This window comes from Acetatifactor aquisgranensis, from assembly GCF_943193215.1.
Taxonomy (GTDB): Bacteria; Bacillota; Clostridia; order Lachnospirales; family Lachnospiraceae; genus Acetatifactor; species Acetatifactor aquisgranensis.
The window spans coordinates 120,186-145,122 of sequence record NZ_CALPDH010000003.1 but is presented as its reverse complement, the minus strand read 5'-3'; the positions used below and the strand labels follow the sequence as shown (position 1 = coordinate 145,122).

Sequence of the window (24,937 nt, the reverse complement as noted above, 5' to 3'; positions counted from 1 at the left end):
TTAAAACGATATGGCCTCTTCTTTTCCGCTCTGTACAGAACGATGGATCGCATTCAGAATATACACCGGCGCAAAGAAATCCTCGTAGCTCATTTCCTGGCTGCCTCCTGTCAGGATTCGATAGAACGCCTCGACTTCCCTTTCCGCGCAATTCTCCAGCGCGTACATGCCGCCCACATATTCTTTTTCGCAGCTGATGCCCGCATAATATGTATAGTTCCCTTCCACATATACCCCGGTCACATCATAGCCCTCATAGCGGAAGACGCATGTGTAAGCGTTTTTTCCGGGAAACGCCTGGACGGATCTGGGATAATATCCGAAGATTTCGCCCAGCACCTGAACCAGATGCTGGGAATAAAAATAAAATCCGCCATATATATTGTCCAGGGACACAGGAGACCTCAGGCTTCCGCCGTAGACGACACCGTACGTCCGGTCTTCCACCGCTTTTTTCAATTCCTGTACGAGCCCATCATACATGCACATGGAGCCGCCGCTGACAGGGATTCGGTTCTCCTCCAGTTCCCGCCTGAACTCCCTGGCATCTTTCTCCGACACGGTGATCGGCTTGTCGATGAACATGGGGATTCCGTCGCCCAGATAGGGCTTTGCGTATTTATAATGGTTATCGCCGTGCCGTGCCGTGATGATCAATCCATCGAGCTTTCCCACGAAGTCATCGTAATGCTCCATCACGTTGACGCCAAACTGAGCCTGCAGCTTTCTGGCCGCCTCCGCGTCATCGCTGTAGACCCCCATGACCTCTACATCACCCACCACTTTCTTTTCCACAAAATATTCCAGAAAAAAGTTGGCATGAGAATTTTCACATCCTAATATCGCTACCTTATACATAATCTCCCTTTCTTGTCTGCTTATCTGACTGTTTTCCGCCGCTGGCAGGACTCCTCTCGCCGCATCCCGCTAATACTTCACTTCAAGAGGGTTCTGGGCATGCGCGCATTCAATTACCTGAATGATTTTCGCCGCATGTGCGCATGTCACCGCCAGGGGCGTTCCTTTTGTCAGAGCTTCATAAAGATTTTCATACAATCCTTTGGTGCCCGCGTCAAAAGCCGTTCCGGAAAAGCTTCCTTCCTCCTGATGCGTCTTCAGATCCTCCTGGCAATATATGGGGAAGCCTTCTTCATCTTTCAGGCTCTCCTCGATCACCGGACGATTCTGGTTCTCTCCTTTTACAAGGTATTTCATCTTGTATCCCTGGGCAGTGCACTGATAAGTTCCCATGGATCCCTGAATCTTTATGTTGTAGTCGCTGAACGCATCTGTGGAATTGATTTCCACATCCACCACCGGTCTGCCCGGCGCCGTGAGAATCATCTTCGCGTAATCCTCTCCGTCGCCGCTGGTAAGCGCCAGATCCAGCTTTGAGAACGCGACCTGTATCCTGTCGTCAAACCCAAGGAATGCCAGGGCGATTCCAATCGGATGGGGGCCTGTGTTGTAGGCGCCTCCGCCCATTTTCTTCTGCAGCGTCTGCCAGTCCCAGCGTCTGGCAAGATTGTTGAAGCGGACGCTCACCTGTTTGATTTCCCCAATTTTTCCGCTGTCGGCGATTTCTTTTGCCTCCAGATAATACGGCGCAAAAAATGTCTGCTGGAAGACTGCCAGCGTCACGCCGCATTTCTTTGCGGTATTGATCAGATCGCAGCATTCGTAATAATTGCGCGCAAAGGGTTTCTCCACCAGTACATTGAAATGATGCTCCAGCAGATCTTTCGTAATGGAATAGTGCTGCTCCGAGTAGGAGGCGTTCACTACCAGGTCGATATCCGTCCGCACGAACAGCTCTCTGTAATCCGCATGCCCCATACATCCCGGATACTCCTGCTCCGCTCTCAGGCGCCGGAGCTCATCCGCCTCCACTACTGCCGCCACCTCAAAATATACATTCTCCTCTTTCTTCAGGTATGCGCCATGGATATCCCGCCCGCTTCTGCCCTGGCCAATTATGGCAATTTTCAGTCTCTTCATGTTCCGCCCATCCTTTCTTTTTACTTAATGATTTAGTCAAAATATGTTCCTATATCACATGACCACGCGCTTTCATCATAATAGTGACCACTGCCTCCGTATCCTCCCCCACCCTCCGGTACACCAGGCTGCCGTTCTCTCCATAGACGCCGCAGATGCGCTCATATACATTCCGCACTCCCAGGCTGTCATGGTCATTATCCAGGCTCTGTTCTCCGCGGGTATATCGGTTGATCGCCTCCATATCCCCGCCCACTCCGTTGTCCGCCACCGCAACGACTACGCTTTCATCTTCTATTTTTGCGCTGATGCGTATATTGCCGTCTTTTCTGGTATAGTCAATTCCATGGATGACGGCATTTTCCACCAATGGCTGAATCATCAGCTTGGGAATCAGGATATCTTCGCATGCCGGGTCTATCTCGTAGGTAAATGTCATATTGACCCCCCGGCTCAGTTTCTGGATGTCGGCATACTGCCGGATAATCTGGATTTCTTTCCTCAGCGGGACCAGGCTGTCCGGATTTTTCGTGCTGTAGCGCATAATGGATGCCAGCATGTTGAGCTGCTTCGCGATGATATCTTCCCCGCGCAGAAGCGCCTCACAGCTGATGGTTCCCATGGTATTGTAGATGAAATGGGGATTGATCTGTGCCTGCAGGGTCTTCAGCTCCGCTTCCTTTCGCCGCTCCGCGTTCTCCCACACATCCTTTATCATCTCCTGGATTTTTTTCTGCATCTGGTTGTATCCCTGGTACAATATCCTGATTTCATTCCCGCCTGGAGCCTCGTCCTCCACCGGTTCCGTGATTCCCAGCTTCATCTGCCCTGCCAGACGGATGATGGGCCTTGTGACAGAACGGCTCACGATTCCCACAAGAATCATGCCGGTCACAACAGCGGCCACCAGCAAGAGCAGAAGCACGCTCAGCATCTCCAGGGACATCCTGTCGATCACATCGGCGGGTATGGCGGTCAGCAGATACAGCCCCTGAGCCATCTCGTTTCCCTGAAGCAGATACCGTCCCCTTTTTCCATCTCCATAAAACGCCGCGTCCTCTGCAGCATTTTCCATTGCGGTTCCGATATTGTCTTTATTCAGCAGTTCCGCGTCCTCCCGGTTGGAATACAGGATGTCTCCCTGGGCGTCCAGAATCACAATCTCGACTTTTTCCGGCATTTCGGAAAGGTCCATCCAGGTATCCATGGATGTCAGGTCAAGCCCCGCATACATGACGCCCAGATCCCGTATGTCATACTCATTCAGATTTCGGTTGTAGTATCTATATTTCAGCCGCTTTGCCATAAAAAGCTGATTCGGGGCTTCCTGTCTGGTAAACCAGAAAAGCTCTCCGTCTTTCTCCAGGGTCTCCTTGTACCAGTCCTCCTCCATTCCCTCATCGTCAAAAATCCCTTTGCGTCCAAAGCCGCTCCATCTGCCAAAATATTGGGCCAGCGGATATGTGTCCTTTACAATCAGCCCATAGGAGGATGCCCTATAGAACTGCTGTGCCAGATTATTTTTGGCCATTGCAAGCTCTCCTTTGATATAGACCAGATTGGATCCGTCCTGTTTCGGAACTGTGTTGACAATCAGGTTGGCCAGGGACTGCATATTTTTTGAATCGCTGGTGATGAACGCTTCTTCATTGTCATTCACCATATCCACCGCCATCACCATGCTGCCCAATACTTCTTCCACGGAATGGGCATTTGCCGTGATCATGACATTGAAAGACTTTCTGAAATATTCCTGAAACGCACGGTGATAATACAGAAAAAGCGTGGCGCCCATAGTCGCGATTACCACGAACAGCAATGTGCAGAACACCAGCGGCACCTTTTTCCGCAGACTGATGCTTTCCCACAGTTTACTCATTTCAATCTTTCTCCCAGTATCTCTCTCTGTACTCCACGGGCGTCATATTCATCTTGCGGCGGAACACTTTATTGAAATATCCTGCATCCCGGTAACCAGACAGCATCGCGATCTCTTTAATCGATTTATAGCTGTAGCGCAGCTCGGAACAGGCGAACCTGATCCGATTCTCCTGGATGTATTCCGTAATCTTCATCCCGGTGCGCTCCAGGTACAGGCGTCCCAGGTACACCGGCGACATGTCATACAACTGTGCCAGCACATTTACATCCAAATCCGGTGAAGAAAAACGTTCCCTGATCACTTTCTGTATCTCCCATATGATGTTGTCGTTGCCGTATCCGGCCTCTTTCATGACATCCTGGTACTGACGGCGCAGATATCCTATCCTGTCCACAAAAGAGCATTCCATGATCTCTCTTTTCATCCTCCGCTCCGTCTCAAACAAAATCCCCAAATCCATCTTCAGATTGCTGTTCCTGTATTCAATGATGGGGGCAAGCAGATGAGGCCATATGGGGACATTCTGCACCGCCGGATCATCCTGCATCTCCTCCAGTTTCGCAAAAATTCCTTCCGGCAGCTCCATGCTCTTCTCTTCTATGGCGCATTTTAAGGCATCTCTGTATTCATCCTCGTATATCTTCCTGCAGAATACGGCATTTTCCTGCTGGTTCACCACCTCATAGATCATATTCTGCAGATGCTTCAGCGTCTCTTTGTCCAAAGGCTTCAGCACATACCCCTTTACATGGTAGCGTATCGCAATCTGGGCCGTGGCAAAATCCTCGTACGCGCTCACAAAAAAGACATGGATGGCCGGATACTTTTCATAAATCAGACGGCACAGTTCTTTCCCGTCCATCACAGGCATCTTGATATCGCAGACTACTATATCCGGGCATGTCTCCTCCATCATGGCCAGCGCATCCGCACCATTATGGGCGCACAGGGGCTTACCGCATCCGATTTCCTCCCAGTCAATCAGCTGCTGCAGGCACTGGCAGATGGTAGGGTCATCATCCACTACCAATACCTCCATTCTCCCTATTTTCTTCATTCGCGCCCACCTCCTGATATAGCGGGAAAGCGGGACACAAAACATCCCGCCTCCCCCTTGACCTTTCTTCAACATTTTTTCTGCTCAGGGCTTATTTCACCTGCAGCCACGCATCGTACTGAGACTGAATCTCGGCAATCACCTTGTCCACTCCGGCCGTCTTCAAGGCCTCCTGAAACTTGGGCAGATAGACTTCCGGATCATAAAATCCAAATTCCAGCAAATCCTGATACTCATCATAGACCGCGTCAATCGCTGCCATCTCAGACTCTACATTGGTATTGTCAAAATAGAATCCGCTGTGAACGGCAACCTGGGCCTCTTTGTTGAACTCATCGTACAGCTCTTTCTTGTTCTCCGCTTCTCCCACCTGCAGAGTAGGTGCCAGGACGCTGCAGGAAGACCATGTGGAATACCCAAATCCGCTGTTCTCCACTGTCTGGACCCTGCCGTCCTCTGTCAGATTGTAATGTTTTCCTTCGATGCCATAGACAGCCAGGTTCGCCAATGTCTCATCCGTGCTCAGCAGTTCCAGGAACTTCAGGCAGGCATCCGCTTTCTGTGTGTTCACATTGATCATATATGCGGAGCCGAAAGGGGAATTGGTATTGATGTAACTGCCTGTCAGTTCGACAATTCCGCAGGGTATGCCGAAACGGGCGCTGGCAATGCCTTCGCCGTCAGGCACGATTGCCCAGGCCGAGAAAACTGCATCGCCGTTTGCCGTAAGCTGTATCAAATCCGCACCGGTGGTATACCCCTCAATATAATCTCCGTTGATATATCCTGCCTGATTCCATTCCCGCCTCAGTTTCAGGAACTCGGCATACTCTGGCAAATCGGCCATATTCATCACAGTACTGTCGCTGCCGTCTGCTTTGACGCAATAACGGTACTCAATGAAGCTGTAGTCATCTACATGGGAGTTCGCAAACTCCAGCCCGCTTCCGCAATATGCACGGGTCGCGCCGCCCTCATAGGCATCCTGAAGCAGAGGGGTCAAATCGGCCATGGTCTTCACGCTGTCCATATCCCATCCGTATCTCTCTGCCACTTCCAGAGGATATACCATTCCATAGCCTGTGGCGGACTCTTTGTAAATGGGCACATAGTAATTCCGGCCGTTGAGCTTTGCGCCTTCCCAGATATTTTCCGGAATAGATTCCTGCAGAACCGGATAGTTGGGAATCAAATCCGTCAGGTCCATGGCGGAATTATTTTTTACATAGGTAAAACCATTTTTCCATGAAGCAGCCCAGAAAATGTCGATGTCCTCCCCCGACGCCAGGGCCAGATCCAGCTCCTCCATCTGACCGGCATTTATCACCGTGACTGTCACCCCAATCAAAGGCTCGATATAGGCATTGATGGCATCTACCACTTCCTGTTCGTCCGCATCGGCATAGGGCTGATAGCGGTACCATTTGATGTTCACGGTTTCCCCGGCAGCATCGTTGCCGCCGCTCTCCTGAGCCTGCTGCGAGCTTTCAGAACTTTCTTCCACACTGCTTTCCGAGCGGCTCTGCGAATTGCCCTCCGCTTTGTCCGAGGATCCGGAACCGCCCGGATCTCCACAGGCTGTCAGCATGCCAGCGGTCATCGTAAGTGCCATTGCCAGAACCTTCAATGCTTTCTTCTTCATTCTTCTCTCCTCTTCCTCTATAGTCTAACTTAACCTTTTTGCGTCTATTTTAAACCACAGTACATACCGAATTCATACGCCGGCGCCTGGCGTTGCCTTTCATTCAGAAATACTCTGGCTAAAACCTGCTTCAGCCCGCTTAGCCTTTCACGGATCCAACCGTCAGACCCTGTATGAAATACCTCTGGAAGAACGGATAAGCGATCATTATCGGCCCCAGCACCGTAATCAGCATGGCCATACGGGCGCTGACCGATGGAAGCATTTCTGACATCATCGCCAGGGCCTGGGCCCCGATGTCGCTCCTGTTGAGCTCTTCAATCATCTTCTCCGTCTTCATCAACAGCAGCTGCAGAGGCATTTTGCTGTTGCTGGTTATGTACAGATAACTGGTCTCCCAGTTGTTCCAGTAACCGATGGCCACCATGAATCCCACTGACGCAAGCGCAGGCGGGAGCAGAGGCATGACAATCTGCGCATAAATCCTGAAGTCTCCCGCTCCGTCTATCTTCGCTGAATCCAGCAGGGAATCCGTAATGTTCTGCTGGATATAAGTGCGCAGGATGATCACATACATCGCCGATACCGTGGGCAGGCACAAAATCAGCATCGTGTCTTTCAGATGGTAAATCGTGGTATTGACCAGATAGGTGGCGAGCCTCCCTCCGGAAAACAGCATGGTTCCCAGCAATATCATGGTGATGAGTTTCCGAAATACGAAGTCGCGGTGGCTCAGCACGAACGCCAGCATGCTCATCACCAGCAGACTGGTCAGAGTCCCCACAATCGTGATGAAAAATGTATTGCGATACGAGACCAAAAGCTGCGTACCCAGGTTCATCACATAGTTCCATCCGTCCAGCGACCACTCTTCTGGTATCAGAAGGAATCCGTTCTGAATCAAACTGATTTCACTGCTGAACGATGCCGTTACTACCAATGCCAGGGGAAACAGACAGGCCGCCGCCAAAATAATCAGCACAATCAAAAGTATAATCTGCCCTGCCGTAACCTTTTTCCTCATAAAGCCGCCACCCCCTTTCTAAAACAATGCGTTCTCCGGAGAAATCTTCCGGACAACCATATTGACTGAAACGGTCAGCGCAAAGCCTATCACCGACTGGTACAGGGTAATGGCCGTCGTCACACCGTAATTTGAAGACTTCATGATAGCATTCAGCACATAGCTGTCCAGCACCTGGGTCGTCTCATACAGAGCGCCGATATTTTTCGTAGTCTGATAGAAAATACCCGTGTCAGAATGCATCACGGATCCGATGCTCAAAAGCAGCATGATGGTAATCATGGGAAGCAGCATCGGGAGCGTGATATAGCGGCGCTGCTGGCGTCGGTTGGCCCCGTCCAGCATGGCCGCCTCATACAGCTGGGTGTCCACGCCGCTCAAAGTAGCCAGATACAGCACCGATCCGTATCCTGTGCCTTTCCATATCTTCACAAGAAGAAGAATCATAGGCCAATACTTGCTCTCCATGTAGAAATAGATGGATTCCTTTCCCAGGGACATCAAAAACTGGTTCACCAGGCCTGTGTTGTTCTGCAGCAGGGCCTCCACAATATAGGAGACCGCCACGAAAGAGATGAATGTGGGCAGAATCAGGATGCTCTGAATCCCCTTTCCAAGTTTTTTAAATACCAGTTCATAAATCCCGATGGCAAGGGCCACTTCACAGATTGTTCCCACGGCAGTGAACATCACATAATAAAGCAGCGTATTGCGGGTAATGCGCCAGAAAGTGTCCCCCGACAAAAACAGCAGCCTGAAATTCTCCAGTCCGTTCCACGGACTCCAGAACAGCCCTTTGGAATAGTCGAATTTCTTAAACGCCAGGACCAGGCCGCTCATAGGCACATAATTAAATAAAATCATCAGCGCCAGAGCCGGCAGCGCCATCAACGTAAGTATACGGTCTTTCCACAGCCTATGCCCAAATCTTCTCAATCGCTTCATACAATTCCCATACCTTTCCCTAATCCGCAGCCTTCCTGTACGTGTTTCGGCGTTTCATTAGTAAATCATTTGTTCTTATTTAAGTATATCATGCATCTATACAACGAAAAATGGGAAATTCTATACTTTTATGGTAGAAAATATATGAATAGATTGTTTCTTGTCATTTTCTTCGTCTTTATTTATATGCATGTCTTTTTTCCTCATGTATCCACCGTTATATTGCTGGCTTTTCCTCAAAAAAGTCCCTCTATGCTGTTCATGATTCCTTTCCGTGTGAAAGCATCCGATAAGGCGAATGGCTTTCCCTCCCAATCCACCAGAATAGCCCTGGACGCATCCTCCATTCTCTTGTAGCGGATTTCCACCTCCAGCGGTGACGGCAGGCGGTAACATTCCATCTCTTCCAGGCGAAGTGCAGCCCGACGGACAGTTTCCCTGATTTCCTCGCACACCGCCAAAGGATGCTTGCTCACAGCGGACGTCCAGCTCATCCCTTTCTTAGTGACCACGGTTTCCACCCAGGGGAAAGATTCCTTCGCCTGCCGTATCCCGCAGTAATCCGATGCGCAGAACATCACGGGCACCTCCTTCAGCGCCGCAAAGGCCGCGTCCACCTCCATCTCCCCCACTTCACGGCCATTCAATTTGTAGTACTGATATGCCGCGGATGAATAAGTATGGGCCAGGACCGCTCCCGCCGTATTTTCCCGGGCATGGTATCCGATGAACATCACCCCTGCGTAGTCCTCGTCCAAAAGCGGAAAACGTCCCCTGTGCCCGCTTCCAAGCGCGATATTTACACGTGAATCCAATAACTCATAGTCAAAATTACATCCATTCCCATGATTGTCCCAGATTACCACAGTCTCCGCCCCCAGCTCGAACAGCTCCTGCGCGGCTGCATTGGCTTCCCTGGCGGCCTGCTGCACCGCAAAACGATACTGGCCACCCTGCCCCAGTCCTTTTCCCGGCTCTCCCACCACACATGCCGCACCCTCGCAGTCCACTCCGATATAGAACTTTTTTCCGTCTAAGATTCTTTCCATAGATATTCTTCTCCTTTCCGCGCCATTTTTCCATTACGCTTTCAAAATAGCACAGCCTTATTTCTTTTGAACATAGGAAATACTATACTTTCATGGGAAAAAGCATAGCCCGGCGTATGGGAACAGGCATCAAAAAGCCATGACGCGCAAGGCTTTCTCCCTGCTGTCATGGCTTTTTCTTTATCCTACTCTATTCCGCTATATCCTGCTTTGTCCTATTTCATCGGTATTTCTTTCAGCTTGTCCACATCCTCCAATATCTGGTTGCCGCGGATATCGATGACGGGGCCTCCCGTGCCCTCGATGTATTCTTTCGTAATGGTGACCCGCCCGATATTGTCGTCCTTCGGTATCTCGTACATGATGTCCAGCATGAAATCCTCTATGATGGACCGCAGGGCCCTGGCGCCGGTATCCCGCTTCATGGCCTTATCGGCGATGGCCTCCAGGGCCTCTTCTGCGAACTCCAGCTTCACCTCATCCAGCTCCAGAAGCTTCTGGTACTGCTTCAGGATAGCGTTCCTGGGCTCTTTCAGGACTTTCACCATCATATCCCTGGTCAGCCCCTGTAGAGTAAAGATAATGGGCAGACGGCCGATGAATTCCGGAATCATGCCGAACTTCCGGATATCCTCCACCGTCACCTTGGAGAGGATGTTCTTATCTTTGTCATACTTGTCTTTCAGCTCGGAATTGAAGCCCATGGAGGCGCTCTTGTTCAGCCGCTCCTTGATAATCTCCTCCAGGTCCGGGAACGCGCCCCCACAGATGAACAGGATATTCCTGGTGTTCACCGTGGCCAGGGGCACCATGGCGTTCTTGCTGTTAGCCCCCACGGGTACTTCGATTTCGGCTCCCTCCAAAAGCTTCAGCATCCCCTGCTGGACGCTCTCGCCGCTGACGTCCCGGGTGTTGGTGTTCTTTTTCTTTGCTATCTTGTCAATCTCGTCGATGAAGATGATGCCCCGCTCCGCTTTCTCCACGTCATTGTCCGCAGCCGCCAGGAGCTTGGACACCACAGACTCGATGTCGTCGCCGATATAGCCCGCCTCCGTCAGGGAGGTGGCGTCCGCGATGGCAAGGGGCACGTCCAGGAGCCTGGCCAGGGTCTTCACCAGGTAGGTCTTGCCGCAGCCGGTAGGGCCGATCATGAGCATGTTGGACTTCTCTATCTCGATATTGTCCATGGTGCCGGTGGCTACGCGCTTGTAGTGATTGTACACCGCCACGGAGATGACTTTCTTGGCATGCTCCTGACCTACCACATATTCGTCCAGGCTGGCCTTGATTTTGTGGGGCGCGGGGATGTCCCGGATGTTCAGCGCCGGCTCCGGGTTCTCTTTCTTCTTTTTCTTCAGCTTCTGCTTGTTGGGGATGCCGCCGTCCCCCCGCAGGTCCGCCAGGTTCACGAAGCTGATATTGGGGAATCCGTTCTGCTTCGCCATCTGATCCAAGTCGTTCTGCAGCCGGGGATTGTTCAGCATCCCCTGGTAATCGAACTGGCTGACCGTCTCCATGGTCTTGTGCATGCAGTCGTTGCAGATGCAGATATTGTTGGGCAGCCTGAACATCTTGCCTGCCTTGCTCTCCGGACGGCGGCAGATGAAGCAGACATCCTCGTAGTCCTTATTGTCGCCCTTTCCCGCGTTCTTGGTGGCGGAGGCGTCCGAATGCCCCTCTGTCAGGTCTGTCTTCTTTTCTCCTGTGCTTTCTTCGGCCCTTTTTTCTTCCTCTTTTTCGTCATATATATCAGACATGGCTTTGTCTCCTTATTTTCGCGTATTATGGAACCTGTCTCCAGTATACTCGAAAATGCCGCTCTGCACAAGTGAACTTTTTCTAAACCTCCATGCGTCCCCGGGCTCCGCCATAAGCATACGGCACATGTCCCAAAACCCTATTCCGGCCTTTCGCGCCGATAGGGAATCAGCGTCACCTCACCCGTCAGACCATACTCCCGGACCGACGCTCTGATGTTGAAAGGGGAATCTTCCGGAAGCTCCGCGTCCTCATCATTGATCTGAAGCGTGCAAAGACCCGCTTTCTTATAATACCCCCGGGCCAGGAGCCGGTTATTCAATGTGCTGGAAACCTCTATACATATGGTATTTTCCCCCGGAACCAGCAGCTTCGAAATGTCGATTCTGTTCACGTTGAAATCCACTAATCCCGCCTTTTTTCCATTGACATATACAGCCGCCGTATTCCCGTTTGTGGAACCCAGCGCAAGAACCGTGCCGCAGGCGCCGCCCCATTCTTCCGACAGCACAGCATTTGCGGTATAATATCCCACACCGGAAACTTCGGGGCCAATCTGCGGTATTTCGCACCAGGGCCTCAAATCCGTCTCCGGCACATGAATCCTCTCTTTGGAGGTCTCATAATATACTTCTTCGGTCTCGATACCCAAACCCCGGTTTTCCAGGATGGAAACCTTTCTTCCCTCATTCCAGTCTTCTACCACCAGATCCCATTGCCGCAGCCGGACAGGTTCCGGGACATCCCACTCTGACGGCCTGCTATCCTGCGGCTTTTCTTCCTGCGACGAATGCTCCAGATAAATCATGCATGCCTCGCCCGGCTGCAAATGCAGTTTCAGTTCCGTCCTCCCCATATGCTGCCTGTAATCCGGAATCTGCCCTATTTCTCCGCTCCAGCAGTCCAGACGCCAGGGCCTGCCGATTCCCTCCACCGAAAGCGTCACATCCGACGGCTCCTGCTTTGTATACATAAACTGATATACAAAGAGATATTTGCCGCTTTCGTCTTCCCGCAGATTCGTCAGGATACATGGATTCTTCTCCAGAAATGCCGCCCGGGGGATAATCCCCATCTCCCGCAATGTCTCCAGCGTCTGTCCCTGCTCCTGAATCTCCCGCACATTGGGAAGCGCTTTCATTCCGGCAATGATTTCCGCCAGCGCTTCATCCTTTCGATCCAGAGAAGCCGTGCGCACCGCCGCCTGCCTGTGGGTATAGGAAATCCCCTCCGGGCGAAGCGTCTCGTTCACTCCGTCCACGAACAGCAAAGGCATCCCGGCCTGCGCCAGCTGATATAATTTCAGCGCGGCAGAATATGGCAGCGCCTCCTGATAGACAAGCAGCGCCTGATATCCTGCGCCTTCCGGGTCAAGCATCCCGTCTTCCCACTTGACGAAATCCTCCTCCAGAATCTGCGGCGCGAAATAATCATAGGTATAGCCCGTATTCTGCAGCGACATATCTTTCCAATACAGCCCCTCATTGGCGCGGAATCCCTTGTTCTCATAATAATCCAGCTCCGTGAGATTATCCAGCCCCCAGGATATCAGGTTGTTGAAATTATAATCCAGACGGAGAATGCCCAGATCCACCCGGGGCCTGCCCTGCCGCAGCATCAGCTGGTATCTGGAAATCATCGCGGTCCAGTCCCCATAGTGGCAGTATGACGGCTGCCGGCTGCCGAACCGCTCCGAGAATACCGGCCACATCCCCTCGTGCCCGGGCCACCTGGTGGAGGCGTCGCTTCCGGCAATGCCGGCATAGCCATGCAGTACCGTCCGGGCTACTCCGGCCGCGAATTGTGTATAAATAATCTGGGTGTAAAACTCCAGGCCATTCATATAATTCATAAGCGAAGCGCCGGTCTCGCTGGAATACAGGCGCCGGTACAGATGTGACGGATCCGCCAGATTCCGGAAAGACTCGATTTGAGAGCAGAACTCCAGCGATTCCGTCTCAATGCCGTCCACATATTTTCCCGGCTGGGAGATTTCAAAGGGCAGTCCATAGGATATCTCGCTGCGCAGGGTCATTCCGATGCTGTGCAGCCATTCCTGCATGGGACGGAGCATGTTCTCCATATACAGGTCGGTCATGGTCTGATACAGATCACTGCGGAGCTTTTCCAGGAAAACGCTGTCCCCGCAGGTGTAATAATAATGGTAACGGATGATAGCCCCAGAACTGCCCTCCCCTGCCGTAGGTGGAAAGCTCCAGGGAGTCCATGTACATCTGCACCCGATGGTTCTTTCCCAGAAATCCTTTTATCTCCTCTGTGATCACTTCCCGGTTCCAGTAGTCTATAAACGCTTCCACCCCATAGCGGTCAATATAATTGATGGTATAGGATACGCTGACGGAGGGCGATGCCGTCTGGCCGGTTCCGTGAAGCCAGAACGCGAACAGCTCATATTCTCCGTCCGCAGGCGCCGTAAAATCCAGCGCCTCATCCTTTACCTGATCTGTGAGCAGAATACAGGAATCCTGGTCCATAATCGTCGCTTCTTCCGTGTTGCCCTGCCTTTTCATGGCCAGGACCGCAATCAGCTCCTGCGCGCAGACACCGGGGCGGGTCAGCTCGCATTTTTTCAGCAATCCGGATCTGGAACGGCCGGGCTGCAGAATTTCGGAGGTATAGTCCAGCTCCTTGGCCGCCGCCTTATCATCCGGCGTAATCGTTATCAGATTCGCGTTTGACCAGTTGGTGCCGCTGGTCATGGAAACGCCCATGCCTTTCTCCGTGGCCGCCGCCATCACAACATGGGAATCGTGGATCCACTCCTCCGATCCCCACCCGTACAGAGAGGAATCGGCCCCCGGCTCATCCATAGCCAGAAACTCAATGGCTCCGAACCCGGCCTCCTCTATCATTCCAATGTCCTTTAAGAGCGTCTGGTCCGTGTGGAATCCTTCTGCCAGCCACCATCTTACCTCCGGCCGATATTCCATATCCGGCCGGGAAAACTGCTCCATCCAAGGAATACTTCTCTTCCTTTCCATACTTATCTCTCCTCTTATCCTTTCACACTGCCCAAAACCAGGCCCGTGGTGACGTATTTCTGCAGGAACGGGTACACTGCCATCAGCGGCACCACGGAAATGAATACCTGCGCCGCTCGCATATTGATATCATTGATGTTGGTCAGCTTCATCAATGCGTCAATATCGCCGTTTTTTATCAAATCTGTCGTCGAGACCACAATTGTCTGGAGATATGACTGCAATGGATAATTCTGGGTGCGGTTCGAATAAATCAATCCGTCAAAATAGGAATTCCAATGATTTACCAGGCTGAACAATGTCACCATGGCTATGGACGGCTTTGAGAGCGGCAGATAAATCTTTGTCAGTATGGTCCATTGTCCCGCTCCGTCCAGCTTTGCCGATTCCTCTAATTCCGAGGGAATTCCCCGGAAAAAATTCAACAGCACGATACAGCTGAACACCGGAACCGCCCCCGGAAGAACCAGGGACCAGACGCTGTCGATCAGGCCGGTCTTCGCCACCACATAATAAGTCGGCATCAGGCCTCCGTTGAACAGCATCACAATCATCATATACGCCACATAGAATCTGCGCGCCCTGAACTGATTCGGGTCCTTCGACAAGGGGTATGCCGCCAGAATCGTCATCAGCACATTGACCGGCACGCCCAGCAGGACCCTGAGCAGGCTGACTCTGACCGAAGTCCAGAACTTCCGGCTTTGAACTACATATTCGTAGGCATTCAGTGTGAAATCCACCGGAAAGAGTGTCACCTTATTTTCTATAATCGCCTGGAAGGAACTGAATGAAATCGCCAGCAGATTCAGCAGGGGAATCATGCACAGGACAGACAATACCACCACAGTCACCACATCCGCCGCCAAAAACACTTTTCTTCCCATGGAAGTTTTTATCTTTGTCTTCATACCTCTCTCCTACCATACCTTATATCCGGCATATTTGTCCGCTATCTTATACCCTGCCATTACCAGAATGCTTTTGCAGCTTTGCTTTACTTTTCAATGCCGGTGCGCATCTGGTATTCCCGGGGGGAGGCCCCCATCCTCCTCTGTCATTCTCTTAACGGAAGAACCGGTAATCACATAGGCAATTCCCGGAATATAGACCCTGGCGCCCTCTACGATGTCGAAACCGATTTCAAAAAAGCCCGTTCCCGGAGCGCCAGCAGGGCCAGCCGCCTCTCATATCCGCTCATGGAATCATAGTTCACAGTAATGTTAATCATGTCCCAGTCATTGAGGCTGCTGAGCTGCTGCCTCTTTATCTGTACCAGTGATTCATCCAGCTGGTTCAGATAGTTATCCGCCTGGCTGCTCATCCTGTCATACATTTCTGTCCTGGCCACATTCATGATGCCGAACTGTGTCAGCGATATCAGGCACAGCAGACAGCCAAAAATAAGCAGCAGCTGTAAAAACAGTTTTCCCGTTATTGTGTGCAGTACATATCTCTTCTTCATAATCCCTCTTCCGCCGTCACGAGCTTATTGAGTAGGATTTTACAGGCATTGGGCGCTTTATGTCAAGTATCTGGGGAATCTTGTTTTTATCTTCCAGGGCCCGGCCGCTTTCCGCCGGGCAAAGCGCATTCATGGCACCACAAAAACCGGGCAGGTCTCCCTGCCCGGTTGCGTCATAATATCATATAGCGATGCCTCTATTCCGTCGGCTGGCTCCCCAGCGTGACCTCCAGTTCCACATCCTCATACTGGCCGTCCACGAAGCGTTTCACTGTCACCGTAGCGGTCTCGCCTGCCTTGTAGTATCCTACCAGCTGCTTCAGCTCCACACGTGTGGAAACCCTCTGTCCGTCGAACTTCACGATGACGTCGCCGCGCTGAATGCCTGCCTGCTCTGCCGCAGAACCCTCTGTCACATCATACACATACACACCCTCGGGAATACCAAGCGTCTGCGCAATCTGGTCCGTCACATCCTGCATGGTGATTCCCATATAGCCTGCCTCGCCGTCCGGCACTTTCTCGGTCCTGGTCTGGCGCTCCAGGAGGTCTGCGATGATAGGGCTGGCAGAGCTGATGGGAATGGCGTATCCCATGCCCTCTACCTGGGAGCTGGCTATCTTGTTGGAATTGATGCCGATGACCTCACCGTTGATATTTAACAGCGCGCCGCCGGAGTTGCCGGGGTTGATGGCTGTATCAGTCTGGATGAAAGTGCCTACAGAGCCGTCATCCAAGGTCATCTCACGGTTCAGGGCGCTGATGATGCCGCTGGTGACAGACTGTCCGTATCCTAAGGCATTGCCGATGGCGATGACAGGCGTACCCAGCTTCAGGTCATCGCTGTCCCCCATGGTAGCGATGGTAATGGCGTTCTTCGTCTCCTGGGACAGATCCTCCATAGACACTGCAATGACCGCCAGATCCATGTCCGAATCCGTGCCCTTGATATGGGCCTGGGCTACGGAGCCGTCAATGAAAGTGACCTCCAGTGTATCCATGCCCTGCACCACATGATTGTTGGACACGATCAGAAGCTCGTTCTCGTTCTCCGCCACGATGATGCCGGATCCGCTGGACGCTCCCTGCTGGCTGTAGGGCTGGCCCCAGAAAGTGGTTCCTGTCTGGGTGTAATTGTTCACGATGGACACCATGGCCGGCATCACATCCTCCACCACATTGGAGATATCGGTATTCACGTAGGTGATGTTGTTGATATTATTCAGCCAGGATTCCCCTATGCTGTCCGGCAGGCCGGGCTTTGCGGCATCTTCCGTGGAAACCTCGGCCGCGTCTTCCCCGGCTATCCTGTCTACTCCCAGCTGTACCACATAGAACCCTGCCCCTGCGAACAGGCCGAACACCAGGCCCAGGCTCATGCTGAACAGGACTTTCCTGAAACCGCCCTTTTTCTTTTTTCCTTTTTTGCCCGGGTCGGGAACCATCACGAAGTCCGTTCCCGGATTACGATTGGGGTCTGTCTGGTAAGTCGTATAGCTGCCGTTGTCAGAATTGGAATAAATATCGTTTTCGTACATAATGATTACCTCCTCTATGATTGAATCTTTTGTTGTTTCATCTTTATGTACTTTAGTATATCTGGCAATTGTGATAAAATTGTGTTTTCTCCATGAAGTGATTGTGAAAAGTGCTTCTTTATTCTTTCCAGTACTCTCGGTTGGCCGTGAGGCGCAGTACCAGGCCGCGGGGCAGCTTTTCATAATGCTTTCCCAGGAGGTAGCCTGCGTATTTAAAGCCACACTGCACACAGAATCCCGGAAAGCGGTGCAGGCGCTTTTTCTCCTTTAATTGTTTCCAGATCTCTTTTACCAGACGTTTTCCCTCGGACTCCGATGCCGCCATGCTGAACACTTCCGGGTGCTGCGCCTGGGACACTCCCAAATCGAAATTCCTGTGAAGCTGCTGCAGATTGGTATAATTATGGGAGTGCACCACCAGGGCATGAGCCTCATAGGCGATGCTGTACCCTGCTTTCACCGCCTCCGCCGCGTATACCATATCCTCATTGAAAATGATATGCCGTGCAAATCCTCCCAATTCCTCGTAAATATCCCGCCTGTAGGCGGCGCATACATTGGAGCAGAAAAAGGTCTTTATTCCTATGTCCGGCAAGTCTTCCAGGCTCTTTATCCGCGAAACATCCGGATAGTTGAACTGCCTGGAGACTCTCTCGAACTCAGAGGACGCGGCGTCCGGCAGCTGCCTGGCGTAAGACGCCGCCGTCTTCCCTTTCAGATTGCCCGTCAGCCGCTCCATCAGATAACAATCCGCCGGCACGGCGTCCTGAGTCATCATCACAAAGATTTCGGCATCCGAATAGCCCACGGCCTCATGCCTTGTCCCTCCGTGGTCAAAATCCTTTTTTTCCAGGTGACGCACCTCTGCGCCGGGATATCTCCGCGCGAATTCCTCTTCCTGTATCAGCGCAGTAAAGTATTCCCTGCCCGTATTCATAAGGATGATTTTATGGATGGGCACAGACTGACTCTTAAGCCTGTCCAGCAGGGTAAACAGGGCTTTGTCCGGCTTATATATGGGAATGATGACATCTATCTTCAAATGCTTCTCTCCTTATCCTCGCCAAATGGCCTGCGCATAAAAAAGGAGAGCATGGCACTCTCCTTTTCAGATATCTATCAGGCTTTTCTTATTCCATATATGGAGATGTATCCGATATGATTTTCTGGCTGTATTCCTTTACGCTGTCCGAAACCGTATAGGCCGTGTCCTCAAACAGGAACTGGTGCAGCCATATCACGTTGGACTGCAGATCCGTGGGGATGACGCAGGCGCCCTTGGCGCCCATATTGGCGTTTCCGCGCAGATCCGGCTGAGGGAAGCCCTCCTCTTCCACGATTCTGTAATTCATGATATTGCCAATCAAATCCAGGATATCCTTGGAATCAAGGCTGGTATAAATATCATCGATGCAGTCATTGAATACTGCCGTCAGCGTGGCCAGATCCATCTTCTTGGCCTGCTCCTCAATGGCCTGAATCACTTCCCGCTGGCGCGCCGCGCGCTGGAAGTCGTCGCCTTTTGTCTGGCGGATACGGCAGTAGGCAGTAGCCTGCACGCCGTTGAGCAGCTGATAGCCGGGCTCCGTAACCGGAGTATACTCGCACTTGAGCACATTGGACACGTCCACCTGGTAATTGTTGATATGCTTCAGCTCCTCGCTGTCCACATCTATATACACGCCGCCCAGACCGTCAATCACCTCGCTCAGGCCCTTATAGCCCACCGTGACGAAATTCGTGATGTCCATGTCCAGATTCATGTTCAGCATCTTCACCGCCTGTTCCGCGCCACCGTAGGAATAGGCCCCGTTGCACTTCTGGTACTCGTCCGTGCCGATATTGAGATAGGTGTCACGGTATACGCTGACCAGCTTGATGTCCCCTGTGTCCAGATTGATGCTGGCGATTATCGTACTGTCGCTTCGGCTGTCTTTGAACAGCTGGCTGTCTGTCTGGGCATCCACGCCGAACAGTGCGATGTTCATATAGCCGTGCATGGCGCCTCCTTCTTCCTTCATCTCCTGCACCTGGGAAGGGATGGCCAGTTTCTCCGTGTCCATAACTGTCACTTTCGGCCCCTCGCTGGTCTTATTCATCACCAGATACAGCACCGCCACCATCACCAGGATGATGATGATTTCAAACGCAAAGAGAATCATCTTCCTCCTCTGTCTTGCGGCCCGCTGCCTTGCATTCCTTTTTCCTCCAGTCGTCATAATACCGTCTCCTTATCAGTAAGCATTTTTATTAATGAATCCTGTGAAAAATGTCATCAGGATTATTTTCATGTCAAACCATATGGTCCAGTTCTCAATATAGTAGATATCGTATTCAATCCGTTTCCGGATAGAGGTGTCGCCCCGCAGGCCGTTCACCTGGGCCCAGCCGGTCAGTCCCGGCCGCACCTGATGCTTCACCATGTACCTGGGAATCTCTTCCTTAAATTTCTCTACGAAAAGCGGCCTCTCCGGCCTGGGCCCCACCAGGCTCATATCCCCATGCAGGATGTTGAACAGCTGCGGAAGTTCATCCAGGCTGGTGCGCCGCAGGAATTTCCCCACGGTCGTGACTCTGGGGTCATTGCGCACTGTCCAGGCTTTTTTCTCCTCTCCGGGAGCCTGCTGTTCCATGGTGCGGAATTTGTACATATAAAAAGGCTTGTTGTGGAGCCCTACCCTCTCCTGCCTGAAAATCACAGGCCCCGGGCTGGTAAGCTTGATGAGCAGCGCCGACAGCAGCATAATCGGGGAGGTAATCACAATGCCGAACACCGAACCCGCTACGTCCGTAATCCGTTTTATGATGATGTTCCCCGTGTTCGTCAGGGGCACATACCGGATATTGATGACGGGCAGCCCCATCAGGTCCTCTGTATAGGGCTTGCTGGGAATCAGGCTGTTATAATCCGGGATGAATTTCGTGTGCACGCCGAATTTCTCGCAGATGGCCACGATGCCCTCCAGATGGTCGTAATCCTTCAGGGACAGGGAAATCGCGATTTCGTCCAGCTTGTTCTCCGGCAGAATCACTTCCAGATTCCCAAGCCTGCCCAGCACTTTGACCCCCTTATAGACTGTCCCCGCCGGGATGTGGTTGTCCAGGATCCCGCAGGCCACATACCCCCACTGGGGATTGTCCGAGAGCCTGTCGATGTACTCCTCCGCCGCCCGGGAGTATCCCACCAGCAGGATATGCTTCAGATTATAGCCTTTCCTCCGGATCGTCCGCAGCCCCCGGCGCAGGGTAAGGCGGAAACCGGAGGTAATCAGTACATTAAAAATATAAAAAAGGCCTATCACCGAACGGGAGAAATTGATTTCACGGATAATCATGTACAGAACGATAATCAATGCCACAATCCCGATGGTATTCGCCTTAACGATGCCGAAAATCTCAAACCTGCGCCGCACAGTCCGTTTAGGCGCATACACGCCGCAAAAATAATAGATGAGCGCATAAATAGGTAGCACAAGCGGCAGGAGCTTAATGTATTCCTCCACAGGAAGCACGCCGAGTCCCGGCCCGTCATTTAAAAAATAGAATTTGAAACCATAGGCCAGCATAAAGGATGCCGAGGTAATGCCGACATCAATTACCACCATCAACCGGTTAAATACTTTCTGATTATCTTTTATCATAAGCGCCACCTTAAGGTTACGATACACCATTATTATAAAAATAACAACTTATGATTTTATGAAGCTGTTTCTTAAGATTTCTTAAGAATCCTCAGGGTATTGGCATAGAGCTGCCCCTGAATCGCCAGATAATTTCCCAGGTGTTCCCAGCGGAAAGGGACTTTTCTCTCTCTGCCCTCTCTGGAAAACGATTTCTTCACTCCATTCCAAAGCCCTTTTAAATACAGTATCCCCATTCTCTTCCCGCAAAAAAATAAAAATTTTACCAAAAAACCGGGCAGCAGAAAAGGCAGGTTCCAGATCCACTGTAAAATGGGCATGTTTTTCGCGATCACATATATACTGTTGGCAGCAGCTAACTCCGTCTTCCATTCATTATACCGGGAGCCGCTGGATGCGCTGCCGTAGTGGATGACCTGCGCCGCCGGCTCGTAGAAGCTGCGGTAGCCGTAAATCCGGGCCCGGTATCCTATGTCCAGATCCTCCAGGTAAGCAAAATGCCCTTCATCGAACAGGCCGATTTCTTCAAGGATGCTTTTCCTGTAGATGGCCGCGCCCCCGCAGGCGGAAAAGATCTCTGCCGGACTGTCATACCGGGCGGCAGGCCGTCCCTTTCCCCGGGCATAGGCCCAGCCTAACGCGCAGTATCTGTCACCGGCGTCGTCCATCAGTTCCGGCCTGTCCCATATGCGCATATTGGCATTGACGGCAAAAGCCTCCGGCCTTGCGTCCATGGAATCGCAGAGCGCCCTGACGAAGCGGGGATGGACTTTCGTGTCGTTGTTGAGCAGAATCACATAAGGGGTCGCCGCGGCCTCAATGCCTGCATTCACCGCATGGCAGAAGCCTGTGTTGGAGGACAGCGCAATGAGGGAAACATCGGGAAATGCGTCCTCTATCAGCTGCCTGCTGCCGTCTGTGGAGCCGTTATCCACTACAAGTATGTGATATTCCGAAAGGGGGATATCCTGCTCCAGGAGAGATTCCAGACACTCCTTTATGAATTTCATCCCATTATAATTGGGAATGACGACTGTCGCTTTCTGCATGGCATTCTCCTTATACGCTCTCTTTTTATTTTCCTCTCTCTTTTCAGGAAAACGTCCTGAGTAAGTATAAGCTGTTTTGGGCAGAAACGCAATAGGCATCTTTTTCAGCGCCACCCGCGCCGGGCTCCCGATGGCTTCCATACGGTTCATGACATTTTCATAAAGAATTCCCGCAAAATGCCGATATTTCTGTCATACAACGGAAAACGGAGGTCAGCTATGAACATCAGATTGCAGAATACGAACCCCATGTCGGCAGGGCTGAACAACCTCTTCGGCGGCGGTATGCTGAAAAGCACGGCGCAGAAGCTGGAGCGGCAGGCCCGGCGCGACAGGCAGGTGGATTTTTTCGAGAATCAGAAAAAGAATCTGAAGAATATCGAATGCTCCAGCCCGGAGGAAGCAGCCAGAATATTGGAGATGCTGCACACCTATGAGGACAGCATCGCGGCCGCCAGGGCGGAATATAACAACGCCCAGATGTTCCATCTGCTGGACGAGGCAAAGGAACAGGGCGAGGAAAACGCCAAAGCCATCGAAAAGAGCGAGCCCAAGACAGCCGAGGAGCGCAAGAAAGAGGCTGTGGAGGAAGCTCTCGGCATCGATGAGGGCAAGGGGATATTGAGCGAAATCCTGGATAAAGTTACCGAGGAGACCCTGGAGGCGGCTCTGGACGAGTTTGCTGAAACGGAGACTGCTTTGGAACAAGAAGCCTCTTTGGGCCAGGAACCGACACAAGTGTCAGAACTCCCGGCAGAGGAATTGCTCCATAGCCAACCCGAAGAAACCGTGCCCCGGCAGCCCGTTGTCTACAAGAGATTTGACGCTTTAGCGTGATTATATGACGACAGGCACAGCTGTCTTAGAGCAGAAATCACAGCCTTTCCTGCGCATTGCAGGGCTTGGCTGTGATTTTTTGCGTCTGCGCCCTCCGTCCGTTACGGCGTTCTCTCTCTGGTACGGCCGCACTCTGCCGGGATGGCATCAAAATCCTGAACCGGCAGATACAGTATCCGGTACCCCTCTTTCCGCAGCGCCTCGCAGAGTTTCAGGCTCAGTGCGCATATGTCACTGCCCTCGGGCAGCTGTGAGACGTCGAACCTATCCGTACCCGGCATCGTCCTGTAATCGATTCCCGTAATCTGCCGGAACAGTTCCCGGCATTCCGGCCGAACCCTGATATTGCGCAGGTCCACCGCCTCCGCGTCCTGCGAAAGGACCGCCCGGTGGAGGTATCCGCTGTAATGGACCGGCAGACCCTCGTAGAGCACCTGGCCATCCCGGCTCATCCGGCCGCCCACAATCTTTCCTCTGCCCCGGGGCAGATTGTATCCCGGCCGTCCGGCCGCCGCCCCGTCCCGGCTGGCCACTCTCCTGTCCGCCACCCTGCCCCGGCCGACCACTCTGCCGCCGACGGCTCCGATGTCCGTCCTGCTTTCAAAGATATCGCCCTCATACCGCAGCGAATAGAATCCCACATGGGCCGTGTCCACCGCCCTGACCCGCCAGCCTTGTCCGTCCGCGAAATCCTGCACCGCCCTGCGCCCGGCCTCATAGGCGTGGCGCTTGCTCTGCGGATTCTCCGCGGTAGAGCCCGGATGGCACCGCCAGTGATAGAGCACTTTGGGGATATGGGAGATGTCCTGTTCCCGGCCCTTTAGGCGAGCCGCCGCCCGCAGCACCAGGTCAAAATCCTGCGCGCCATCATATTCCGGCCGGAACCCCAGCTCCTGCATCAACTCCCGCTTCATCACCAGGAAATGGCAGATGTAATTGTTGCTCAAAAGCAGGTCCAGATTAAAGTCTTCCTTGAAATTAGGTTCAAAATATTCCGTCCTGTCGCCATTGCATTTGTCCTCATCGGAATAGAGAAATGCAGGCTCCAGCCCCCTTTCCCTCTCCTGTCCGATTGCCGCCGCCATCTCATGCAGGGCATCCGGCGTCAGGATATCGTCATGATCCAGCAGACCTATATAGTCGCCTGCGGCATAGGGGAGCGCCTGGTTGGTGTTTTCGGCGATTCCCGCGTTTTTCTCCAGATGGATATAGCGAATCCTCCCGCCGGGCAGTGTCGGGGAAAAGTCCTGTGCCGCCAGGCCCCCTTGTCCGGAACCGACGAACTCCACCTCGCCGGGCCCGCTGCTGCCCCTCAGCATCTGTTCCACGCTGTCATCCTCCGTAGCGTCCGCCAGAATCACCTCCCACCATGGATAAGTCTGGGCCCTCAGGGAATCCAGCAGCTCCCGCAGATATTCCGGCTTCGTGCGGTAGACGGGAACAAGGATGCTGAATGTGAGGGATGCGGCGTCCCGGGTCTGGCGGGCCCGCTGCCACCCGGCCCGCTGCTCCGCCAGCCGGGATTCCGGGGGAGGGTTCCAGATATAGGGCGGCTGCTTTCTCTCATCCAGGCGCTCCAAAACGGCATACCATGTATTCTTAATCCCGTTCCTTTTTAGATAATATATCGTCTTTTTCAGATTAGCCCTATTGATTCTGCCCAAGCTCCTTTTCCTCCAGCCATCCCATTTCTCTCAACAGCTCCATGGCCTCCTCCGGCACGTCCGTTATGTCCCCCTTTTTCAGGCGGATGCAGAAGTACACACTCATCTGTGCGGGATAGCTCAGCATCATGGTGCCGTTGTGGAGGATGAGGACGCGATCGCCTGTTTGGAAGTTCCCTGTCCTGCCCCACATGACCACAGGCTCCCCCGCCCCGCCGTCCAGCAGAATCATGGGACTGTCCGCCGCGATATAAGTTCCTGTGCCGAACCTGAAGGGGCCCAGGAGAAACAGACCTGCCGCAAGTAAGCAGACAAGCGCTGTCAGGATGGCGACTATTCTTTTCCGCATATGAGCCCTCCTTTTTTGGTTCCCATTTTCCGCAGAT

Annotated in this window: 21 protein-coding genes; 1 reads left to right on the top strand and 20 read right to left on the bottom strand. The window is 52.5% G+C overall.

The window, feature by feature from the left end; genetic code table 11:
* The 18 genes from NFS35_RS03655 to NFS35_RS03570 all read right to left on the bottom strand — a co-directional run bounded on the left by NFS35_RS03655 (nucleotide 1) and on the right by NFS35_RS03570 (nucleotide 22,200).
* Entirely contained in the window at nucleotides 1-858 is an 858-nt protein-coding gene (locus tag NFS35_RS03655) for a Gfo/Idh/MocA family protein (RefSeq protein ID WP_275564660.1), read from the bottom strand.
* A gap of 69 nt (nucleotides 859-927) precedes the next feature.
* The gene (locus NFS35_RS03650; RefSeq protein ID WP_251205790.1) at nucleotides 928-1,998 is read right to left on the bottom strand and encodes a Gfo/Idh/MocA family protein; all 1,071 of its coding nucleotides are present in this window, start codon (nucleotides 1,996-1,998) and stop codon (nucleotides 928-930) included.
* 49 nt (nucleotides 1,999-2,047) lie between these two features.
* A complete protein-coding gene (locus NFS35_RS03645) occupies nucleotides 2,048-3,877 on the bottom strand; it encodes a cache domain-containing sensor histidine kinase (protein ID WP_251205789.1) in 1,830 nt (609 codons plus the stop codon).
* 1 nt (nucleotide 3,878) lies between these two features.
* Complete coding sequence (locus NFS35_RS03640; protein WP_251205788.1) at nucleotides 3,879-4,937, bottom strand: response regulator transcription factor; 1,059 nt, start codon at nucleotides 4,935-4,937, stop codon at nucleotides 3,879-3,881.
* Between the two features lie 91 nt (nucleotides 4,938-5,028).
* Nucleotides 5,029-6,579: an ABC transporter substrate-binding protein gene (locus NFS35_RS03635; protein ID WP_251205787.1), complete on the bottom strand. Its 1,551-nt coding sequence runs from the start codon at nucleotides 6,577-6,579 to the stop codon at nucleotides 5,029-5,031.
* Nucleotides 6,580-6,718: 139 nt separating this feature from the next.
* On the bottom strand, nucleotides 6,719-7,603 hold the full coding sequence (locus NFS35_RS03630; protein ID WP_251205786.1) for a carbohydrate ABC transporter permease: 885 nt from the start codon (nucleotides 7,601-7,603) through the stop codon (nucleotides 6,719-6,721).
* A gap of 18 nt (nucleotides 7,604-7,621) precedes the next feature.
* Nucleotides 7,622-8,548, bottom strand: a complete 927-nt coding sequence (locus tag NFS35_RS03625; protein WP_251205785.1) for an ABC transporter permease — start codon at nucleotides 8,546-8,548, stop codon at nucleotides 7,622-7,624.
* Nucleotides 8,549-8,784: 236 nt separating this feature from the next.
* Entirely contained in the window at nucleotides 8,785-9,597 is an 813-nt protein-coding gene (locus NFS35_RS03620; protein ID WP_251205784.1) for a M55 family metallopeptidase, read from the bottom strand.
* A 215-nt stretch (nucleotides 9,598-9,812) separates the two neighbouring features.
* Nucleotides 9,813-11,354 carry an ATP-dependent Clp protease ATP-binding subunit ClpX gene (gene clpX, locus NFS35_RS03615; RefSeq protein WP_251205783.1) on the bottom strand — a complete coding sequence of 514 codons (1,542 nt, stop codon included), beginning with the start codon at nucleotides 11,352-11,354 and terminating at the stop codon, nucleotides 9,813-9,815.
* A gap of 140 nt (nucleotides 11,355-11,494) precedes the next feature.
* Nucleotides 11,495-13,453 carry a hypothetical protein gene (locus NFS35_RS03610; protein WP_251205782.1) on the bottom strand — a complete coding sequence of 653 codons (1,959 nt, stop codon included), beginning with the start codon at nucleotides 13,451-13,453 and terminating at the stop codon, nucleotides 11,495-11,497.
* A gap of 13 nt (nucleotides 13,454-13,466) precedes the next feature.
* Nucleotides 13,467-14,357, bottom strand: a complete 891-nt coding sequence (locus NFS35_RS03605; RefSeq protein ID WP_251205781.1) for a hypothetical protein — start codon at nucleotides 14,355-14,357, stop codon at nucleotides 13,467-13,469.
* A gap of 14 nt (nucleotides 14,358-14,371) precedes the next feature.
* Nucleotides 14,372-15,268: a carbohydrate ABC transporter permease gene (locus tag NFS35_RS03600; protein WP_251205780.1), complete on the bottom strand. Its 897-nt coding sequence runs from the start codon at nucleotides 15,266-15,268 to the stop codon at nucleotides 14,372-14,374.
* 212 nt (nucleotides 15,269-15,480) lie between these two features.
* Nucleotides 15,481-15,822: a hypothetical protein gene (locus NFS35_RS03595; RefSeq protein WP_251205779.1), complete on the bottom strand. Its 342-nt coding sequence runs from the start codon at nucleotides 15,820-15,822 to the stop codon at nucleotides 15,481-15,483.
* 197 nt (nucleotides 15,823-16,019) lie between these two features.
* A complete protein-coding gene (locus tag NFS35_RS03590; RefSeq protein ID WP_251205778.1) occupies nucleotides 16,020-17,360 on the bottom strand; it encodes a S1C family serine protease in 1,341 nt (446 codons plus the stop codon).
* A gap of 118 nt (nucleotides 17,361-17,478) precedes the next feature.
* On the bottom strand, nucleotides 17,479-18,402 hold the full coding sequence (locus NFS35_RS03585) for a glycosyltransferase family 2 protein (RefSeq protein ID WP_251205777.1): 924 nt from the start codon (nucleotides 18,400-18,402) through the stop codon (nucleotides 17,479-17,481).
* 88 nt (nucleotides 18,403-18,490) lie between these two features.
* Complete coding sequence (locus NFS35_RS03580; RefSeq protein WP_251205776.1) at nucleotides 18,491-19,579, bottom strand: LCP family protein; 1,089 nt, start codon at nucleotides 19,577-19,579, stop codon at nucleotides 18,491-18,493.
* 15 nt (nucleotides 19,580-19,594) lie between these two features.
* Nucleotides 19,595-21,001 carry an undecaprenyl-phosphate glucose phosphotransferase gene (locus tag NFS35_RS03575; protein WP_251205775.1) on the bottom strand — a complete coding sequence of 469 codons (1,407 nt, stop codon included), beginning with the start codon at nucleotides 20,999-21,001 and terminating at the stop codon, nucleotides 19,595-19,597.
* A 71-nt stretch (nucleotides 21,002-21,072) separates the two neighbouring features.
* Nucleotides 21,073-22,200 (bottom strand): glycosyltransferase family 2 protein, encoded by a 1,128-nt coding sequence (locus NFS35_RS03570; protein WP_330639991.1) that lies wholly within the window; start codon nucleotides 22,198-22,200, stop codon nucleotides 21,073-21,075.
* A 69-nt stretch (nucleotides 22,201-22,269) separates the two neighbouring features.
* Here NFS35_RS03570 and NFS35_RS03565 point away from each other — a divergent pair, with 69 nt between their 5' ends.
* The gene (locus NFS35_RS03565) at nucleotides 22,270-22,887 is read left to right on the top strand and encodes a hypothetical protein (RefSeq protein WP_251205774.1); all 618 of its coding nucleotides are present in this window, start codon (nucleotides 22,270-22,272) and stop codon (nucleotides 22,885-22,887) included.
* Between the two features lie 101 nt (nucleotides 22,888-22,988).
* Here the strand turns inward: NFS35_RS03565 and NFS35_RS03560 are convergent, their stop codons facing one another.
* Nucleotides 22,989-24,551, bottom strand: coding sequence for a glycosyltransferase (locus NFS35_RS03560; protein WP_251205773.1), 1,563 nt, complete (start codon nucleotides 24,549-24,551; stop codon nucleotides 22,989-22,991).
* The gene (locus NFS35_RS03555; RefSeq protein WP_251205772.1) at nucleotides 24,535-24,900 is read right to left on the bottom strand and encodes a hypothetical protein; all 366 of its coding nucleotides are present in this window, start codon (nucleotides 24,898-24,900) and stop codon (nucleotides 24,535-24,537) included. The genes NFS35_RS03560 and NFS35_RS03555 overlap by 17 nt, the downstream gene beginning before the upstream one ends.
* Nucleotides 24,901-24,937: the final 37 nt, after the last annotated feature.

Excerpts from the sequence above, each read along its gene's own strand:
- NFS35_RS03655 (WP_275564660.1), bottom strand. The coding sequence starts at position 858 with ATGTATAAGGTAGCGATATTAGGATGTGAAAATTCTCATGCCAACTTT.
- NFS35_RS03650 (WP_251205790.1), bottom strand. The coding sequence starts at position 1,998 with ATGAAGAGACTGAAAATTGCCATAATTGGCCAGGGCAGAAGCGGGCGG.
- NFS35_RS03645 (WP_251205789.1), bottom strand. The coding sequence starts at position 3,877 with ATGAGTAAACTGTGGGAAAGCATCAGTCTGCGGAAAAAGGTGCCGCTG.
- NFS35_RS03640 (WP_251205788.1), bottom strand. The coding sequence starts at position 4,937 with ATGAAGAAAATAGGGAGAATGGAGGTATTGGTAGTGGATGATGACCCT.
- NFS35_RS03635 (WP_251205787.1), bottom strand. The coding sequence starts at position 6,579 with ATGAAGAAGAAAGCATTGAAGGTTCTGGCAATGGCACTTACGATGACC.
- NFS35_RS03630 (WP_251205786.1), bottom strand. The coding sequence starts at position 7,603 with ATGAGGAAAAAGGTTACGGCAGGGCAGATTATACTTTTGATTGTGCTG.
- NFS35_RS03625 (WP_251205785.1), bottom strand. The coding sequence starts at position 8,548 with ATGAAGCGATTGAGAAGATTTGGGCATAGGCTGTGGAAAGACCGTATA.
- NFS35_RS03620 (WP_251205784.1), bottom strand. The coding sequence starts at position 9,597 with ATGGAAAGAATCTTAGACGGAAAAAAGTTCTATATCGGAGTGGACTGC.
- clpX (WP_251205783.1), bottom strand. The coding sequence starts at position 11,354 with ATGTCTGATATATATGACGAAAAAGAGGAAGAAAAAAGGGCCGAAGAA.
- NFS35_RS03610 (WP_251205782.1), bottom strand. The coding sequence starts at position 13,453 with ATGACCGACCTGTATATGGAGAACATGCTCCGTCCCATGCAGGAATGG.
- NFS35_RS03605 (WP_251205781.1), bottom strand. The coding sequence starts at position 14,357 with ATGGAAAGGAAGAGAAGTATTCCTTGGATGGAGCAGTTTTCCCGGCCG.
- NFS35_RS03600 (WP_251205780.1), bottom strand. The coding sequence starts at position 15,268 with ATGAAGACAAAGATAAAAACTTCCATGGGAAGAAAAGTGTTTTTGGCG.
- NFS35_RS03595 (WP_251205779.1), bottom strand. The coding sequence starts at position 15,822 with ATGAAGAAGAGATATGTACTGCACACAATAACGGGAAAACTGTTTTTA.
- NFS35_RS03590 (WP_251205778.1), bottom strand. The coding sequence starts at position 17,360 with ATGTACGAAAACGATATTTATTCCAATTCTGACAACGGCAGCTATACG.
- NFS35_RS03580 (WP_251205776.1), bottom strand. The coding sequence starts at position 19,579 with ATGACGACTGGAGGAAAAAGGAATGCAAGGCAGCGGGCCGCAAGACAG.
- NFS35_RS03575 (WP_251205775.1), bottom strand. The coding sequence starts at position 21,001 with ATGATAAAAGATAATCAGAAAGTATTTAACCGGTTGATGGTGGTAATT.
- NFS35_RS03570 (WP_330639991.1), bottom strand. The coding sequence starts at position 22,200 with ATGAACCGTATGGAAGCCATCGGGAGCCCGGCGCGGGTGGCGCTGAAA.
- NFS35_RS03565 (WP_251205774.1), top strand. The coding sequence starts at position 22,270 with ATGAACATCAGATTGCAGAATACGAACCCCATGTCGGCAGGGCTGAAC.
- NFS35_RS03555 (WP_251205772.1), bottom strand. The coding sequence starts at position 24,900 with ATGCGGAAAAGAATAGTCGCCATCCTGACAGCGCTTGTCTGCTTACTT.